We start from the raw sequence: 20,902 nt of genomic DNA, 5'->3' as shown, positions 1-20,902 counted from the left end.
TTGGCGCATTGGGGCATCGCGGCACAAATTGCATTTCAAACAATATTTCTACAATTACTTTTGTGTTTTTTTTTACTCAACCTTAAACGAATGCCCCGGATTGCATTTAGTCATGAAATTGACAATCAAATTTCCAGGTGCAAGATATAAGAAGACTATAAACATCAAAATGAATACATTGTTTTTTTGAATTGTACGGTTGTTTGCTGTTAATCAATTTTTGTAATATGACACCGAATCGAAAAAAGAATGCGACAAATAGTAAAAATATAAAAGCTAGCAATAAAGGCATGTAATGACAGGGGTAACACAGATAGACTTCCAAGAAAGTGTAGAGGAACAGGAGACACTGCTGCGTCAACAGGATAATGCAATGCTCTTTGGTGACCAATTAGAAGATATCTGGCGGACTCTTCCAGAAGTATTGAGTGATGCTGCTAAGTACGAAAGTCAAGGTATTACATATATTAGAAGTGACGAAAGTCAATATTTTCAGACTTATAAAGATTTATATAATGATGCTCTGATTATTTTAGATGGGCTTTATCGACGCGGACTTAAATTAGGAGATAAAGCCATATTACAAATTGGGAGAAATCAAGATTTTATTCCTGCACTTTGGGCTTGTTTTTTAGGTGGGATTATACCTGCACCTTTGAGCATCGCTCCCAATTATGATATACAAAATGCCGCAGTTAAAAAACTTGAAAATGTCTGGCAGATTTTAGAGAAGCCTATTATATTAACGGATTGTGAATTAATTAGCAAAATAGAAAAATTAACTACTCAATCTCATTTAAAGGAATTGCGGGTAGTATCGATAGATAAATTACGAAGTAATCAATCTCTATCAAACCAACTGTCGGCTCATGAATTACCTCATCTTACACCATTAGATCCAGCATTATTACTATTTACTTCTGGTAGTACAGGCCTACCCAAGGGAGTGATGTTGCATCATCGCAACCTTTTATCTATGTCCGTCGGTACAGTGCGGATGAATAATTTTACACGACAAGAAGTTACCCTAAATTGGATGCCCTTAGACCATGTAGGGGCAATAGTATTTTTAGGAATTATGGCTGTGGATTTGGCTTGTCATCAAATCCATGTGCCAATTGAATTAATTTTACGTCAACCACTCAAATGGTTAGGACTAATTCAAAAGTATCAAGCTACTATCTCTTGGTCTCCCAACTTTGCATTCTCCTTAATTAATCAGCATACTGAAGAACTTAACCAATCTTGTTATGACCTCTCCTCAATCAAATTTTTAGTTAATGCCGGAGAGCAAGTTTCGGTCAAAACTATTCGCTTGTTTTTAGAAATTCTAGAAAAGCATAAATTGCGGGATAGAGTAATTAAACCAGCATTCGGGATGACTGAATCTTGTTCTGGAATTACTTGGTCAGCAGGTTTAAGCAAAGATGAATTGATAGAAGAAAATAGTTTTGTCTCTCTAGGTCGCCCTATTCCTGGAGCTACTATTAGAATTATTGACCAAGAGAATAATATTTTGCCAGAAAACGAAGTTGGACGACTTCAGATTAAAGGACCTTCTGTAACTGAAGGATATTATAATAATCCCGATCTTAACCAAGAAGTTTTTCAAGATGGAGGTTGGTTTACTACTGGAGATTTAGGTTATCTACACAATGGTGAATTAGTTATTACTGGTAGAGAGAAACAAGAAATTATTATTAACGGTATTAACTACTTCGCCCATGAAATTGAAATAGCGATAGAAGAATTAGATGGTGTAGCTATTTCCTATACGGCTGCCTTTGCAGTTTTCGACCAAAACAGAGAAACAGATTTATTAGTTATTACTTTTAATCCGGAATCAAATAATATTGATAATGCAGTAAAAGTAGTCAGACAAATTCGCAGGCATTTAACACAGAAAGTAGGAATTGCGCCTGCTTATGTGATTCCTTTGGCGGCTGAGTTAATTCCCAAAACATCTATTGGTAAGGTTCAAAAAGCTAAATTAAAAAAGGATTTTGAACAGGGATTATTTAGTGATCGCATCCAAGCAATCAATGAATATTTAGCGAGCGATCGCCAAAAAAACGCCAGCTTACCACAGTCTGAAAATGAACGCCAAATAGCAGCAGTTTGGTGTGAGATTTTACAACTTGATTCAGTAGGTATACAGGATAACTTCTTTGAATTAGGAGGGAATTCTCTACACCTAATTCGTGTCCAAAACCAATTAGAAAAACTTTTTGGTCGCCAGATACCTCTAACTGAAATATTTAAAAATTCTACAGTTGCCACATTAGCCCATTTCTTAACTGAAGAATCTAATACCACAAATGTTATAGCAGAAAAAAGTCGAAAACGCGCCGAAAATCGTTCGCGTCGCCATCAGGACACTCATGATATTGCTATTATTGGTATGGCAGGTCGATTTCCTGGAGCTAACAACATAGATAGTTTTTGGGAAAATCTCAAAAACGGAGTCGAAACAATATCCTTCTTTTCTGAAGAAGAACTACTAGAGTCGGGGGTTGCTCCTGAACTTTTCCAGCAGCCTAACTATGTCAAAGCTAGACCGATTCTCGACAAGGTAGAATCCTTTGATAATGAGTTTTTTGGATACACAGACCGAGAAGCAGAATTACTCGATCCCCAGCAACGTTTACTGCTGCAATGTAGCTGGGAGTGTTTAGAAAACGCTGGCTATAATCCTAACTCCTATGAGGGAGCGATCGGGATGTTTGCTGGGGCAAGCATGAACACCTATTTTATTAATAATTGCTATTCGTATCGCGGTCAATTAGATGCCAACGAAGAGTTACAACCCTTCACATTAGATTCGATGGGAGGGTTTCAAGCGATGGTGGCTAACGATAAAGACTATTTGACTACAAGGATTTCCTATAAATTGAACCTGCGTGGACCTAGTGTCAATGTCCAAACAGCCTGTTCCACTGGACTAGTAGTTGTGCATCTAGCCTGTCAAAGTCTGTTGAACGGTGAAAGTGACATGGCTTTGGCTGGAGCTGCTTCTATCAACTCTCCCCAAAAGATTGGTTATTTGTATCAAGAAGGTTTGATTGTATCTCCTGATGGGCATTGTCGCGCCTTTGATGCCCAAGCGAATGGTACTATTTTTGGCAGTGGGGTTGGAGTTGTTTTGCTCAAGAGATTAAAAGACGCTCTAGCAGATAACGATCATATCTACGCTGTGATTAAGGGATCTGCCATCAATAACGATGGCGGTAGAAAGCTAGGATTTACAGCTCCTGGAGGAGAAGGTCAAACTTTAGTAGCAGCCGAAGCACTAGCCTTTGCCGGAGTCGAAGCTGATACTATTGGCTTTGTAGAAGCTCATGGCACAGGTACAAAACTGGGAGATCCCATCGAAATCGATGCTTTGGCTAGAGCATATAGCAATGCAAATCAGGGAGAGTGTGCTTTGGGATCGGTGAAGACCAATATCGGGCATATGCAAATTGCTTCTGGTATTGTTGGTCTAATCAAAGCTGCTTTGGCTCTCAAACATCAAATTATTCCCCCGACTTTACACTTCAATACTCCCAACCCCCAGATTGATTTTTCCCAGACTCCTTTTTATGTCAATACCGCAGCCATACCCTGGACTGCAAAGCAAGAAGATGGCAAGGAATTGCCTCGACGCGCTGGGGTTAACTCTTTAGGAATTGGTGGCGTGAATGCTCATGTGGTGCTGGAAGAAGCACCCGCCATTATTCCCCAGCCCAATGACATCAAGCGTCCCTACCATTTACTCACACTTTCTGCCAGAACAGAACAGGCTTTGGTAGATTTAGCAAAAAGCTATGCAGAATTTCTTCAAAATCATCCCGCCAGCGATATCTCCGATATAGTATTCACAGCCAATACTAGCCGAGTTCATTTCCAGAATCGTTTAGCGGTGACTGGTTGCCAAATTGATGATTTTGTTACTAAATTACATCAGTTTGGACAACAAAATATAGAGTCAGTAATTCACGCTCAAGTTGATGAAAAGCAGCCTCCCAAAATTGCCTTTTTGTTCACAGGACAGGGTTCTCAGTATCTGGGAATGGCTAACCAACTCTATCAAACCCAACCAACTTTCCGGCGAACTTTAGACCAATGTGAAACAATATATCAAGAACTAACAGGTAGATCTTTACTGCAAGTCATCTTTGCTAATTCTGATGTAGCTTTAAATCATACATCTTATACCCAACCAGCTTTATTTGTTGTCGAAGTAGCACTAGCTCAATTATGGCGTTTTTGGGGCATTGAGCCTACTGCTGTTTTAGGGCATAGCTTGGGCGAGTATGCGGCTGCTTGTTTTGCAGGAGTTTTTGATATTGAAAGTGGTTTAAAACTGGTCGTACAAAGAGCAAATTTAATTGGTGGATTACCCGCAGAGCAAGGAGCGATGGCTGCCGTTTTTCTGGATGAAACATCTGTGCGGCAAGTGTGTAAAAATCAGGGGATAAAAGTTGCGATCGCAGCAATCAATGCAAAACAACATACAGTAATTTCCGGCGAACAAACAATCATTCAACAACTTAGCGAACACTTTATTAACGCTGGAGTAAAAGTTCGCCAATTAAAGGTTTCTCATGCTTTTCATTCACCATTAATAGCACCCGTATGTGGAGAATTTAAAAATACCCTGCAAGAAATTGATTTTGCTAAACCCCAAATTCCTATTATTTCTAACCTGACAGGAGAAATTGCAGATGACAGTATTGTTACTCCTGATTATTGGATTCAACATTTGCTGCATCCTGTGCAATTTTATCAAGGAGTTGTGTCTCTAGAATCTCTTGGATGTGATAGTTTTATCGAAATTGGACCACAACCTGTTCTTTTAGGCATTATTCAGTCATCGATATCTTTATCTAACCCTCTAATATTACCGAGTTTACGCTCAGGATTTTCTGATTGGGAAGTTCTACTAGAAAGTCTAGGTAAACTTTATGTACGTGGTGCAAATATAGATTGGTTTGGACTTGAAAAAGATTACCAACCTAAAAGATGTGCTTTACCAACTTATCCTTTTCAGCAACGTCAACATTGGATTCCCTTAAAAACTCAATTCCAAACTGCCAAGGAATCTGCTGTTGTCAAGATGTTGTCTCAAAAAGATACAAACAATTTGATCCAGACTCTAATAGAAACTGGGAATTATTCTGAAGCTGAAAAACAAACTTTATCGGCAATTGTTCAACAATTAATTCAGCTACATCATCAAGACACAGGTAATTCTAGTTTTGATAACTTACTTTATCAGTTAGAGTGGCTACCTCATCTTTTATCAGCTAAGAAATTAGAGAATTTAGAAATAATTCAAACTGATTTAGGCTCTTATTTGTCAGAACAAATCAAATCTACACAATTTACAGGAGTTTCTCTAGCTTTTTCCCAAATGGAAGAACTTAGTGCCAACTTTATTGTGAAAGCGTTAAAAGATTTGGGATTATGGCAAATAAATACTATCCTCTCTCCAGAAAATAGTTTACGTCAGGCTGGCATTAAAGAGGAGTATAGATTACTATGGCAGCACTGCTTAAAAATATTGGCACAAACAGGCTTTCTAGAAAAGCAGGGTTTGGGCTGGAAAATCATCAGTGAACCGCAACAATCTCACTCTGATTTAACAGTAGATGATTTGATTGTTCAGTATCCAAATGCTTCCATAGAATTAACGCTGTTTAAGCGAGTTGCGGTCAATCTTGCAGCCATAATTATCGGCAAGATTTCTCCTTTATCCATCTTATTTGCTCAAGACGGGCAAATTGGAGTAGCAGAGTTTTATAAAAACACATCTTGGGCAAAAGTTCTCAACCTTAGTATCTCTAAAACAGTAGAGCTTTTATTATCAAACTATTCTCCATTAGAACCAATCCGAATTCTAGAAATTGGTGCGGGAACTGGAGCTACTACCCATCAAATTCTCCAAGCTTGTGCTTCTCGTCAAATTAACTACACATTTACTGATATCTCGCCATTCTTTCTAGAGACTGCCAAAGATACTTTTGCTCATTCTTTCATAGAATACAAAGTTTTGGACATAGAAAAAGACCCCGAAATTCAAGGTTTTTTACCCGGTTCTTACGATCTAATTATTGCAGCAAATGTATTGCATTCTACGCGGGATTTACAAGGAGAAACCTTACCCCATATTCGAGGTTTACTGCGTCCTGGAGGACACTTGTTACTCCTAGAACTTACTCATCAGTCCCGGTGGATTGATTTAATATTTGGCGTGACTCAAGGTTGGTGGCGTTTTAGCGATCGCGATTTACGCTCAGATCATCCCATTATTGCAGCATCTACTTGGCGATCTATTCTCCGAGAATCTGGGTTTGCTCAAGCTGAATTTATTTCTCCTGACGAAAAAATTGGCAGTCCTTTATTTCAGCAAAGTATTATTGTTGCCCAAAATGCCGAAAAAAGCAGCGATATTTCGGGTAATTGGCTAATTTTTACCGATAGTGAAACAGATAATCTAGCTCTAGCAATTCAACAGCAACTAAGCGAAGATTGTGGATCTTGTGCGATCGCCAATTTAGGAAATAGCTCTGAGCTAGAAACACGGCTGGCTTCATCTCTCTGTTGGCGTGGAATTATTTATCTTGTGAATGGTGGTGAGGGCGATCAGTATGAGTCTACTTTATTCAATCGCTGTCACCATCTTTTAAATCTTCTCCAGGCGATTAAAAAAATACCTCATCCTCCCAAATTATTCCTCGTTACCCAAGGCGGTCAACCCTTTCGATTAGAGCAGCCATCTTTTGTTACTCAGTCTCCGCTTTGGGCGTTGGGGCGCGTGATGGGGCTAGAAGAACCAGAACTATGGGGGGGAATGATAGACCTCTGTCCCCACGCCGATATTGCTCAAAATCTTGTTGCTTTACTCTCAGGATTGACTAACTCTGTCACCGAAGATCATCTGATGTTCCGCAAAGGTCAAGCTTACGTTGCGCGTCTTTCCCCACTGGAATCTCTACCTACAAAACCAGTCACTATCCAAGCTCAAGCTACTTATTTGATTACAGGAGGTATTGGTCATCTAGGATTACAACTTGCTCGCCATCTGGTTGATTTGGGCGCAAAACACCTCATTTTGACTACACGTCGTCAATTTCCACTACGAGCAGAGTGGGATTCAAAAGCAGAATTTGGGGAAATAATTCAAAATATCAAGACTTTAGAACAAAAGGGAGCAACTGTAGAAGTTTGTCAAGCAGATGTGGGAGATTTTGAGCAAATGTCACGCATCTTTACGAAAATTCAAAAAATATCTGATCCGCTCCGGGGTATTTTCCATCTTGCCGGAGTGTCAGGACGCAAAGCTAAATTAAGCGAATGTACATTAGATGATATTGCAGAAGTTTTTCAGGCTAAAGTTCGCGGTTCTTGGAATTTGCATCAGTTATCTTTAGCAACTCAATTAGACTACTTTGTTTTGTTCTCTACCGCAGGTGCAATTTGGGGAGCTAAAGAGCAAGGTTTATACGATACTGCTAGTCATTTTATGGATGATTTAGCTCATTTACGTCATCTTCAAAAATTACCAGCTACTAGTTTGAATTGGGCATTATTAGCTGGAAATGGCATAGTTTCTCAAGATTATGAAGATTGGCTCAAACAAATTGGTATGAAAGAAATTGCTTTAGATAAAGCTTTTGCAGCAATGACCGCTATTATGGAATCTGGAAAAACACAAATCTTACTAGCTGATGTAGATTGGGTGCGATTCAAAAATATTTATCAATCTAAAGGCAATAAACCAATTTTTGAAAAATTAGGAGAATACCAAAATTCAGTTAAAGGAATTCAACAGTCAATCTCTACACGTCGTTTTCTAGAAGAAATTCCACCAGGAGAACGTCGGCAACATTTGTTTGAATATATTGGCAAACAAGTAGGGACAATTTTAGGAAATAAACAGATACCAGATACCGAACAAGGATTTTTAGAAATGGGGATTGATTCTTTGCTTTCGATTGAATTAAAAAATCGTTTAGAGAAAGGATTGGAAGTGGCTTTACCTGCTTCTTTGATATTTGATTTTCCTAACATTAGAAGATTAGTTGATTATTTAGTGGAACAGGTGTTTGGTTGGCAGGTTAATGCTTCTGTAAATGTTGTTCCTATTCAGGAGGAGGTTGATCAGGATTTATTTTTACAAGAGCTTGCAGATTTAGAGGCTTTTTTAGGTAATTCTTGATTTTTTAGCTCACGCAGAGAGAAGTTGCGGTGCGAGGGGAACCCTCGTTAAGCAAACTTCGGTAGACGCAGAGGAAGAGGGGAAGGAGAAAAGATGGAGTTGGAGATATCAAGTAACTATAAGTCTGTCCAAGCTAGGGTGTTTAAGGCACTGAATGAAGCGAAGGAGAGATTAAAAGCTGTTGAAGCTCAACAAAGCGAACCGATTGCGGTTGTGGGTTTGGGTTGTCGTTTTGGTAAAAATATTTCCACTCCTGAAGCTTTTTGGTCTTTTCTCAAAGCTGGTGGTAATACACTCACGGATGTACCTAGCGATCGCTGGAATGTGTCTGATTTTTATGACTCAGATCGTAGTAAACCCGGCAAAATCTATGTATCTCAAGGCGGTTTTCTCAATGACGTGTCAATGTTTGACGCGCACTTTTTTGGGATTGCACCGAGAGAAGCTTTGCATATCGATCCTCAGCAACGGTTACTTTTAGAAGTTGGCTATGAGGCGTTAGAAGATGCTGGTATGGCTGCGCCTACTGCCAGAATCGGCAAAACCGGTGTTTTTATTGGCATCACAAACAATGATTATGCTCGTCTGATTGCACCGGGAGGAGATTATAGCACAATAGGGGCTTATCATATCTCTGGCAACCATATAAATGCTGCTGCTGGACGCATTTCTTATCTTTTGAATCTCAATGGCCCTAGTTTGGCTATCGATACGGCTTGTTCTTCTTCACTGGTAGCAGTGCATTTAGCTTGCCGTTCTTTGCGCTCCCAGGAATGTCGGCAAGCTTTGGTGGGGGGAGTAAACCTAATTCTCACCCCGGAAGTGCCGATCGCCTTGTGCAGAAATCAGATGTTAGCTGCTGACGGTAGGTGCAAAACCTTTGACAAAAGTGCTGACGGATTTGGGATTGGTGAAGGTTGCGGAGTTGTTGTTTTAAAAAGGTTGAGTGAAGCCTTAGCAGATGGTGATCGCATTTGGGCGTTAATTCGAGGAACATCTGTCAATAACGATGGTGCCAGTGGCGGTTTTACTGTTCCTAATGGACCTATGCAGACAGATTTAATTCGTGATGCTTTAGCTGATGCTCGTCTAAGTGCCAATGCTATTGATTATGTCGAGGCTCACGGTACGGGTACATCTTTAGGAGATCCGATTGAAATTAAAGCGATCGCTGATGCTTTATGTGTCAATCGCTCTCCATCCCAACCTTTGTTAATCGGTTCTGTCAAAACAAATCTTGGTCATCTAGCGGCGGCGGCGGGGATTTCTGGCTTGATCAAGACTATATTATCTATCTATCATGGCGAAATTCCGGCACATCTCAATTTCCAAAAACCAAATCCTCACATTAATTGGGATAGCATACCTCTGCACGTGGTGACACAGACTCGCCCCTGGACTCAAGGCAATGGCAAGATAAAAGCGGCTGGAGTCAGTTCTTTTGGAGCATCGGGAACAAATGCTCATGCAATATTGAGTGAACCTCCGCAAGTACAATCCCCAACTAAAACAACATTTCCTGTACTGGTAACTCTGTCTGCTAAAGATGAAGAACGATTGCGTCTGTTGGCTGCTAACTTTGTTAATTATATTGACCAAAAACCGGAAGTTAACTTAACTGATATCGCCTTTTCTTTAAATACAGGTCGTTTTAATCATAAACAGCGATTAACTTTATTAGTTTCCAATACTGCTAGTTTTAAAGAACAACTTCGAGCTTTTGTTAATGGTAATGACCGAGAAGCTAATATCATTTACGGTGAGGTACGAGTAAATACTAAAATCGCTTTCGTTTGCAATGATGCAAGAACTATATTTCCAGCGATGGGGAAAGAGCTTTTTGTAAATGAGCCTGTATTTCGTGATGCTTTGATGCAATGCGATCGCCTATTTCAAAACTATTTAAATTTCTCTATAGAAGACTTACTTGATAACAATCAAGATATAAACGATCCTTTATATGTTCACCCAACATTATTTGCGCTGCAATATGCTCTTTGTGAACTCTGGAAATCTTGGGGAATCCGCCCTTCTGCAATTTTAGGGAATGGTTTAGGCGAATATATTGCTGCTCAACAAGCTGGAATTTTTTCGATTGGAGATGCAGTTAAATTAGTGGCAACTCGCGTTCATTTATTTAGCGAGCAAAGTGGAGAAAAAGAATTTTTAGCTTTTCAAAAAGTAGCTGAAGAAGTTTCTTATCGTAATCCACAACTCACTTTAATTTCTAATAATGGTGAGGTTGCTAATAATTATATTAAAACTGCTGCTTACTGGTTGCAACAGCTACATCACCCAGACAATATTGAAAAAGGGATTTTTACCTTACATCAGATGGGCTATCAAATATTTCTAGAGATTGGAAATCAGCCCATAAATAATATCGTTCATAGTAAATTACCAGCAAATGAAATCCTTTGCTTATGTAGTTTAGCAAAAGATTGCAGTAATTATCAGCAAATCCAAACAGTCATAGCTGAACTATATGTAAGAGGAGTAAATATTAATTGGCAAGAATTCCATCGCTCTCGCTCAGGACAAAAAATTAGTTTGCCCAGTTCTCCTTTTATTCGCAAACGCTACTGGGTAGATGCTATTAAATCAAATCGCTCTGGACACCCTTTATTAGGCGATCGCTTCCCCTCTCCCCTCTCTTCTATTCAATATCGAGCTAGTATTAGTCAGAACAACCCAGAATTTTTAACAGAACATCAAGTTTTTGGTAAACCGATATTTCCTGGTGCAGCTTTTATTGAAATGGCGTTAGCAGCGGCACAAAGCCAAGCTGTAATTTTAGAAAATATCGAATTTCAAAAAGCACTATTGCTGCAAGAACAAGAGGATACATTACAGTTAATTATTGAACAAAATTGTTTTCAAATATATCAGCAAAGTAATAATAATTGGGATGTACTTGTTACCGGGGGAATTGATAGTTTAAATATACTAGATGCAAATCGCCAAAATCTAGAACAAATAGTTGCTAACTGTCCAGAGCAGATGGAAATTAATTCATTTTATGAAAGATATCAAAAATCAGGAGTTAATTACGGCAGTAGCTTCCAGATCATTAATAAGCTTCAACGTGGCAAAAATAGTGCATTTGCTAAAATCAAGTTAACACAAATTCAGTGTCTAGAAGCCGAAAAATATAAGTTCCATCCAGTAATGTTGGATGCTTGTTTTCAGGCGATCGCTGCAATTTTATTTCAGCAAGAATCATCTGTAACTTATGTCCCAGTCCGCATTGCTAAATTTCAATTCTTCAAGTCCCCAGGTGCTAGTGTCATCAGTGCAGCTCGACTAACTAAAAATTCTAATAACTATATTATCTCTAATATTGATATTTATTCAGAACAAGGTGAGTTACTAGTAGCAATTACAGGATTTGAACTTAAATCAGTTCAAAGTCAAGAAATTATCCGCCATCAAATCCAACCACAATCTTACATAGAGGAGTGGATTACTTTAGCATCATTGTTACCTGATGGTAGAGATTATTTACTAAACCCTGATGCCATTAAAACTCTAGTTCAACCCCAGCAATTAGAACAGCAATTAGCTGAAAAATTGTACCAATATGAACGCTTGCTTGAAGAAATGGAAACTTTAAGCGTAAGTTATATATGGGAAGGTTTAAAAGAGCTTAACTGGCAACCCCAATTAGGTCAAATTTATCCAGAAGAACAGATTGCTACTCAAGGTGGAGTTGTTGATTTTTATCGTCCTTTATTGTCGCGGTGTTTAGCAATTCTAGCTGAAGAAGGAATAATTACTCAGCAAAAAGATGGATGGTTATTAGCAAAAGAACCTGTTATATCTTCATCTCAATTACCAATTCAACAACTACGTAGCGAATTTCCTGATTACCTTGCAGAAATTAATTTGATAGAACGTTGTGGTTCGGCTTTAGCTGCGGTAATGCGCCGCCAAATTGAGCCATTAGAATTACTATTTCCCCAAGGCGATTTGAATGCGATCGCATCTGTATATTCTGATGCGGCTGGTGCTAAGTTGATGAATGAACTAGTCGCAGCCACAATTAAAACTGTAGTAGCAAATTTACCAACAAATCGACAGTTACAAATCCTCGAAATTGGAGGGGGAACAGGCTCAAGTACCGCAGCAATTTTACCACATTTACCTCCAGAACAAATTGAATACACATTTACCGATATTTCTTCTAGCTTTTTAACCAGAGCCAAAGAAAATTTCAGTAATTATCCCTTCATTAAATATCAAACTTTAGATATAGAAAAAGCCCCCATTTCTCAAGGATTTCTACCTAGTTATTTTGATATTATTATTGCTGCTAACGTCCTTCATGCCACAGCAGATATTAATGAAACCCTTAATAATGTCCGTTCTTTACTAGCTCCTAATGCCATACTCATACTATTAGAAAGTACCGGAGCGCGTCCTTGGGTAGATTTAACCTTTGGGTTAACAGAAGGATGGTGGTTATGCAGTCAAGATCCGCACCGCAATGGTTATCCATTAGTAGATACAGAACATTGGCAAAACCTACTCGCCAAGCATCAATTTACAGAAATTAACATCATCGAACCAACCAATCCAAAGACACGGAACCTATTACAACAAAGCGTAATCATCGCCAAAAGCAGCCTTCCTTCTCTATGCACCTCTGTGTCTTGGCGCGAAATAATCTTTGCTGACACTAACGGAATTGCTCGCAGTTTAATCACCCCATTCCAACAGCGAGGAATTACTTGTTCCCTCATCTCCCCTCAAGACATTAACCCCGATAACCCCGACGATTACCTATCACTATTACAAAACCTGATAACACCAGAAACGCGTGAAATCATCTACCTCTGGTCATTACAAGAAATAGAAGGCGAAATTTATCAAGCTGTAGAAATTCATTGTAGACGTTTTCTATTTCTACTTCAGGCATTATTACAACAAGAAAACCCCCCCGCGCTCATTCTTGTTACTCAAGGGTCTGTACCAGCAAAAGAAATCACAACCTTAACTTCTCCAGCCCAATCTTCCTTATTAGGAATGGCTTTAAGCTTAGTTCTAGAGCATCCCGAACTAAATTTTAGAGCGATTGATTTAGATCCTCATGCACAAGATTTAGGAGAAAGATTATTTAGAGAAATCTACAACAACACCCAAGAAAACCGCGTCGCTTTGCGGGGCGAACAACGCTTCCGTCCGCGTTTGGTAGAGCGCAAATTAGCAGATGGAAACATCAATTTCCGTCAAGATGGCTTTTATCTAATTTCTGGTGGTACAGGCGGATTAGGTTTAGCCACTGCCCGATGGATGATAGAACATGGCGCGTGTCATTTAGTATTGTGCAGTCGCAGTGGTGCAAAAGCTCTCAATTCTGAAATTCTAGCAAGTCTGCAATCCATTAACGAAGACATCCAAATTAAAGATGTTGATGTCACAGATGCCGAGAAACTGCACGCCCTACTAGAAGAATGCCGATCGCAATATCCGTTGCGAGGAATTTTCCACATCGCTGGCACTTTAGACGATACAACATTACTGCGACTGACACCAGAACGTTTCAACTATGTTCTCGCCCCCAAGGTGAAAGGAACTTGGCTACTGCATCAACTAACCCTGAACGATACCTTAGATTTCTTTGTTTGTTATACCTCTGCTGTGTCGCTCATTGGTTCGGCGGGACAAGCTAATGCTGCGGCTGCGAATGCCTTTGAAGATGCCTTTACCTATTATCGTCATGCACACAATTTACCAGCTACAGTCATCAACTGGGGTCCGTGGAGCGAAATCGGTGCAGCAGTCGATCGCAATGTCTTAGAAAGATTAGCAGCCAAAGGTTATGATGCGATCGCACCAGATTTAGCACTCAATACTCTAGAAAAAATTCTGTTTAATCAAATTGTACGTGCTGGTGTAATTGCTATTGATTGGCAACGTTTTCCATACATTAATCAAAGCTTTTATCAAAACTTCTTACCCCAAATCAAACCTAAATCTCAAACTGCATCCAATCTTTTAGAACAGTGGCAAACCATACCTGTAAAACAGCGTCGTGATTTACTTATCCGCCAAATTAGTTTGCGAGTTTGCACTGTATTAGGACTATCAACTCATGAAGTATCTCCCCAACAAGGCTTTTTTGACATGGGGATGGATTCTCTCACTTCCACAGAACTTCGCAATCTTCTGCAAACAGATTTTAATTGCTCTCTACCCACAACAATCGCTTTTCGGTTTCCCAATGTGGAAACTTTAGCAGATTATCTCCTGCGGGAAATTTTAGTTACCTCTGAGGTGCAAACTCCTGTACAACAACTAATACAAGAAGTTCCCCAAATCCAAATTGAAAAATATACCCCCGAAAAACCGCAACAGGAAGAAGATCCAATTGTGATTGTAGGGATGGCTTGTCGATTTCCTGGCGGTGCGAATGATTTGGAATCATTCTGGCAACTTTTAGAACAGGGGAAAGATGCAGTCAGAGAAATTCCCAGCGATCGCTGGGATATGCAAGCATGGTATCATCCCGATCCAGATACACCAGGAAAAATCTATTCTCCTTACGGAGCATTTCTAGAGCAAATAGATCAATTTGATGCCGAATTCTTTGGCATTGTCCCCCGCGAAGCAGTCGCCATCGATCCTCAGCAACGCCTACTATTAGAAACAACTTGGCAAGCCTTAGAATCTGCTGGGCAAAACCCCCAAAAGTTACGCAACACTCAAACAGGGGTTTTTGTGGGGGCGATGACTCAAGACTATGCCCAGTTGAGTTACGCACCAGAAGCAATTAACGCCTATACTGGTTCTGGCACTTCTCTGAGTGTAGCTGCCGGTCGTATTTCGTATGTGCTGGGCTTGCAAGGTCCATCAATGACAGTTGATACTGCTTGTTCTTCTTCTTTAGTAGCAGTACACCTAGCCTGCAATGCTTTGCGTAATGGTGAGTGTGACATTGCCTTAGCGGGTGGTGTGAATATAATTTTAACTCCGGTAATTTCCTTAATTGAAAGTCGCGCCCATATGCTTGCACCTGATGGACGTTGCAAGACTTTTGATGCGAGTGCTAATGGTATGGTACGGGGCGAAGGCTGCGGGATGATTGTTCTCAAGCGGTTGAGTCAAGCCGTTAAAAGTGGCGATCACATTTTAGCTAAAGTTCATAGTACAGCCGTAAATCACGATGGATCAAGTAGTGGTTTGACTGTACCTAATGGTGATGCTCAAGAAAAATTATTACATCAAGCATTAAAGGCGGCGAAACTCAACCCAGAGCAAATAGATTTTATCGAAGCTCATGGTACTGGGACAGCTTTAGGCGATCCGATTGAATTAGAAAGTATGGCTGCGGTATTTGGCAAACGTCTCCAAAATCGACCTTTAATTATTGGTTCTGTCAAAACTAATTTAGGACATTTAGAAGGAGCAGCCGGAATTGCTGGGTTAATTAAAACTGTTTTAGCCCTACAACATCACAAAATTCCTCCCCATCTTCACTTTCAACAACCCAACCCCCGTTTTGATTGGAGTTCTCAGATTTTTGAAGTTCCAGTACATGGAAAAAACTGGCATCCTAGCCAACGAGAACGCATTGCTGGAGTAAGTTCTTTTGGATTTAGTGGTACTAATGCTCATATTATTGTTGGAGAAATTGCATCTAATTCTCCACAGCCATCTGAGCAGAAATTTTACCTCCTGCCGCTTTCGGCTCGTTCTCAAAAATCTCTCAAAGAATTAGCAAAAAATTATCAATACGCTTTAAATGAATCTGTGAATTTCGCAGATACTTGTTTTACTGCCAGTACAGGAAGGGCTATTTTCCGGCATCGATTGTGTGTCTTGGCTGACTCAAATACTACAGCCGAAAAAGCACTTGCTGATTTCCAAAAAGGTGAAGATTCTGATAATTTAATTACTCCAATTACATCAGAAACTCAAACAAAAGTAGTTTTCCTATTTTCAGGACAAGGTTCTCAATATTCAGGGATGGGACAAACTCTTTACAACCAAGAACCCGTCTTTAAAAATACTCTGGAACTTTGTGACAACATTCTGCAACCTATTTTAGGAAAGTCGCTCTTAGATTTAATTTTTCAATTGCAAAATAGTGAACAGCTAGAACAGACTCAAATCACACAACCAGCCCTGTTTTCACTGGAATACGCACTTGCGAAATTATGGCAATCTTGGGGAATACAACCTGCTGCCCTTTTAGGACACAGTATTGGTGAATATGTCGCCGCTTGTTTAGCAGGAGTCTTTTCTTTAGAAGATGCTTTGCAGTTAGTTGTTCAACGCGGTCGCTTGATGGGAGAACTACCGCATAATGGAGCAATGGCAGCAATTTATGCTGATTATCAAACAGTAGCCGATCATCTGACTCCCTATGGAAATCAAGTAAATATTGCCGCAGATAATGGTGCAATTAATGTTATTTCTGGCTTGAGTGAAATTGTTGAACAACTAGAGAAATCATTTATGGAGCAAGGTTATAAAACTAGACGTTTGGCAGTATCTCATGCTTTTCATTCTCCTTTAATGGAGCCAATCCTTGATGATTTTGCTAAGATGTTACAGCAAGTTTCTTTCCATGAACCAAGCCTGAATATTATTAGTAATGTCACAGGTAAACCAATTGGCAAAGAAATTGCTACTGCCGGTTATTGGCTGCGCCATCTTCGCAATACTGTACATTTTGGTCAAGGATTTAAATTGTTAATTGACAGTGGTTATCGCCATTTTTTGGAGTTAGGACCAAAGCCTGTGTTATTAGGTATGGCGCGGCTAAATTCTCAAAGCAAAGAAATATTATGGCTACCCAGCATTGTACCTGGACAAGATGAACAAGCCCAGATGTACAGAAGTTTAGCAACACTTTTTGTTAATGGTTATTCTATAGAATGGACAGAGGTATTTAAGCAAGTCCAGCGGGTTCTTTTACCTACTTATCCGTTTCAACGAGAACGTTATTGGTTATCAAATCCACAATTTTTTGTAAGTGATATTAAGACTAAACTGCATCCTTTTATTCATGAGGTTAAAAAGCTAGCTACAGGAGAAATTATTGTTGAAGGAGAGATAAGTTCTGAGTATCCAGATTATCTGGAAGGACACAAGGTATTTGGAAAAATCTTGTTTCCGGCTACGGGTTTTATTGAAACGATTTTAGTAGCTAGTCGGCAAATATTTACTGATGATTTGGCGATTATTCAAAATGTTGCTATTCATCAGGGGTTAGTTTTATCTCAATCTCAAACTAAATTGCAACTGATTTTTAAGTCTAAGAAGTCGTCTGGCTATAGTTTTGAGATATTTAGTAGTGATTCAGCAAAAGATAGTTGGGTACTTCATGTTACGGGTGAGATTAACGTTAATGAAAGACATGAAAAGCTCACACACAGACGCAGAGACGCAAAGGATGAAAGAAGGGAATCTGTAGATATAGCCAGATTTTATGAGTTTTATGAGCAGATGGGAATTAGCTATGGTCAGCGTTTTCAGGCTATTCAAGAACTCAGGTATTTTAGCAGTAGTTCTCAGGCTAAAATTAGTATCGATCGCAGTTTGGTAGATCGGCGATATTGTTTGCATCCTGTGCTTTTAGATGCTTGTTTACAAAGTATTGGCGCGGCTTTCCCAGAAATTCACGGTCAGGAATTGCATTTACCTTATGGTTTCTCTTCTCTAGAATTATTTGGCAATCCTGGTACTCAAGCTTGGACGCACATTGAGATTAAATCTCAGATTGATGGTGAAATCTGTGTAGATGTAGAGGTTTATGATGAGCAAGAACAGCTTTGCGCTCGGTTTACAGACTTAACAGCACGGCGGATTAATCCAGCAGTTTTACAACGTTTATGGCAAGAAACTGAAAATAATTGTTTTTACCAGGTGCAATGGCAAAAGCTTGATTCAGTTTCAACTATTACAGGAAACTCTCAACATTCATGGTTAGTGTTTGTACGTCCTAGCACAGCTTTGTATCAGTCGATTAATTTATTGCAAAAAGCTGGAGAAAAAGTTATTACTGTAGAACTTAGTGATGATTATAAACATCATTCTCTAGAAAGTTTTGTCATCAATCCATCTCGGAAATCTGATTTTCAACGTTTATATCAAGAAGCATATCCATCGGGTGAATTTCCTACGGGTGTGATTTTTGCTTGGGAAACTGTACCTAATGAAGCAAGTGCAGATACAGTTTACAAGAGTTGTAATGCTGTATTGTATTTAATTCAAACTATTACTAGTAATATGAAAAAATTACCTGATTTATGGTTAGTAACTCGTGGTGCGAATCGAGTTTTATCTGAAACTTATTTGCAACCGGAACAATCTCCGCTTTGGGGATTAGGAGCAGTAATTAATCATGAATATCCCCAAATTCGTTGTGTATGTTTAGATTTACCAGCAATTGTAGAATCTCATGAAGCTGAATTTTTGTTCAACGAATTTCATACATCAGGCAGTGAGTCACGCCTAGCTTTACGCCGAGGAAACCGTTATGGAGCAAGGTTAGTATCTGCAACAATTCCCGCAGCCCAAAAACAGCAATTAGTTAGCAAAGAGGGAGCTTATTTAATTACAGGTGGTTTGGGTAAACTTGGCTTGCTCATGGCTCAGTGGTTATCACAAATGGGAGCTAGCCATTTAGTTTTGTGTAGTCGCCATGTCAAATCTCAACCAGAAGCGATCGCCTCATTAACTAAAAATGGTACACAGATTACAATTGTCAATGCTGATATTACCTCAGCCGCAGATACGGAACAGCTATTCTCCCGTTTTGGCGCGGATTTACCCCCCTTACGCGGAGTCATTCACGCGGCGGCTGTCCTTGATGATGGGCTTTTAACTAATCAAAATTGGGAAAAATATCAAAATGTTATGCGTCCCAAAGTGGAAGGCACTTTATTATTAGACCGCTACACCCGCAATCTATCTTTAGACTTTTTCATAGCCTTTTCTTCTGCTGCTGTAATTCTAGGTTCACCGGGACAAAGTAGTTACGCTGCTGCTAATGCTTTTATGGATGCTTTAATACAGCAACGACAAAGTTTAGGATTACCAGGTATTAGTATCAAGTGGGGCGCATGGGATACAGGGAATAAAATTGAAAAACAACGTTTTGCTAATTGGGGTATTCACAGTATGCCTTCTGATACCGCTATCAAATATCTCAGTGACTTAATTCTCAGCGACGTTGATCAAGGAATTATTCTTGATATTGATTGGTCTACTTTTAATCAAGCTTTTAACCTTAATCAACCATTCTTTGCTGAAGTAATTACAACTAAAGCAGATAGCAAAGAGGCAAAATTATTAGAACGATTAAAATCTGTACCTATAGATGAACGAGCAGAAAATTTATCGCAAGGAATTGAGAAAGTTTTACGCGAAGTTACTGGATTATCTGGTAGTAGTGTGATTCATCACCACACCTCATTTTTAGAGTTGGGTTTAAACTCGTTAATGGTACTAGAATTTAAAAATCGACTGGAAAGTAATTTAGCTTGCACTTTACCTACATCTATAATCTTTGATTATCCTAATATTGCGAGTCTCAACATTTATTTGCAGAAAGAAGTGTTAGCAGATTCTGTTGATTTTGAGATAAAATCAAATGAATCTAGTGAGATTGTCAATCCTTATGAAAGTCTCAATGAAGATGAGTTGGCTATACTACTTAATCAAAAGTTAGCGGAGCTTGAAGAATATGGTGATTAAATATTAAAGCTAAATTTCAGTGCGTCAAAAATTTTTAATTGATAAATAGGAGAGTAAAGTGTTGGAAAATATTGGTAAAATCCCCTTCAACTATGAATGGCGCAATCGCTGGATAATCATCAAAGAATTTATCCAGAATCCACTTCAAGAACTTTGGTTTTTACGAGATAAATTTGAGGTATCTGAACTTTATACTAGGATAGCTAAACGAGAGTGTGATCTTCACGATCCCAATGTTCCCCAATGGCTCAACTTTGGCTATTGGCAAGAGGAAACGACTTATAACGGAGCCTGTGCTGCTTTAGCCCGGAAATTGGGAGAAATTGCCAAACTTAGCCCTGGAGACAAAGTTTTAGATGTCGGCTTCGGTTTTGCTGAACAAGATATACTCTGGGTGCGTGAAAACAATGTAGATGCAATTACTGGGATAAATACGACAGAAATACAAGTAGAAATTGCTCAAGAACGAGTAGCTAAGGCGGGATTATCTGAACGTATAAATCTTCAGGTGGGTTCGGCAACTAACATTCCTTGTGAGGACAATACTTTTGATAAAGTTACAGCTTTAGAATGTGCTTTTCATTTCAATACTCGTGAAGATTTTTTTGCGGAAGCATTTCGAGTTTTGCGCCCCGGTGGAAAGTTAGCATTAGCTGATTGTCTGCCAAGAGTAGGACGAAATATTGACTTTTGGCTGCGCGTCAATAGCAAGAAAATGTGTATTCCTTTTGTTAACCAATATGACCGCAATATTTATGTTGAAAAACTCAAAAAACATGGATTTGTAAATATCCAAGCTGTATCAATTAGTGAATATGTTTGGCCTGCTGCTGTGCGTTACTTTGCTGAGTCCAGTAAAGGCATTAGTAAACACGATTTAGTGATCAATCTCCAGCAAGATAATCCAGGTCTTGAGGCTTGGTCGAGAGATAGAGGTTGGTTTATGGCTTTTGATGATTATCTTTTATTTTCAGGGGAAAAACCGGATTAGAT

3 protein-coding genes are annotated in these 20,902 nt (G+C 39.2%); all 3 read left to right on the top strand.

Annotated elements, in window-relative coordinates:
* Positions 1-295: 295 nt before the first annotated feature.
* The 3 genes from PN450_RS17355 to PN450_RS17345 all read left to right on the top strand — a co-directional run bounded on the left by PN450_RS17355 (position 296) and on the right by PN450_RS17345 (position 20,900).
* Entirely contained in the window at positions 296-8,203 is a 7,908-nt protein-coding gene (locus tag PN450_RS17355; protein WP_271837042.1) for a type I polyketide synthase, read from the top strand.
* A gap of 93 nt (positions 8,204-8,296) precedes the next feature.
* Positions 8,297-19,909 carry a type I polyketide synthase gene (locus PN450_RS17350; protein ID WP_271837041.1) on the top strand — a complete coding sequence of 3,871 codons (11,613 nt, stop codon included), beginning with the start codon at positions 8,297-8,299 and terminating at the stop codon, positions 19,907-19,909.
* 58 nt (positions 19,910-19,967) lie between these two features.
* A complete protein-coding gene (locus PN450_RS17345) occupies positions 19,968-20,900 on the top strand; it encodes an SAM-dependent methyltransferase (RefSeq protein ID WP_015078936.1) in 933 nt (310 codons plus the stop codon).
* Positions 20,901-20,902: the final 2 nt, after the last annotated feature.

The organism is Dolichospermum lemmermannii CS-548, assembly GCF_028330815.1.
Taxonomy (GTDB): Bacteria; Cyanobacteriota; Cyanobacteriia; order Cyanobacteriales; family Nostocaceae; genus Dolichospermum; species Dolichospermum lemmermannii.
This window is presented reverse-complemented; position numbering and strand designations above follow the sequence as displayed.

Coding starts and splice junctions, on each gene's coding strand:
- PN450_RS17355 (WP_271837042.1), top strand. CDS start 296: ATGACAGGGGTAACACAGATAGACTTCCAAGAAAGTGTAGAGGAACAG.
- PN450_RS17350 (WP_271837041.1), top strand. CDS start 8,297: ATGGAGTTGGAGATATCAAGTAACTATAAGTCTGTCCAAGCTAGGGTG.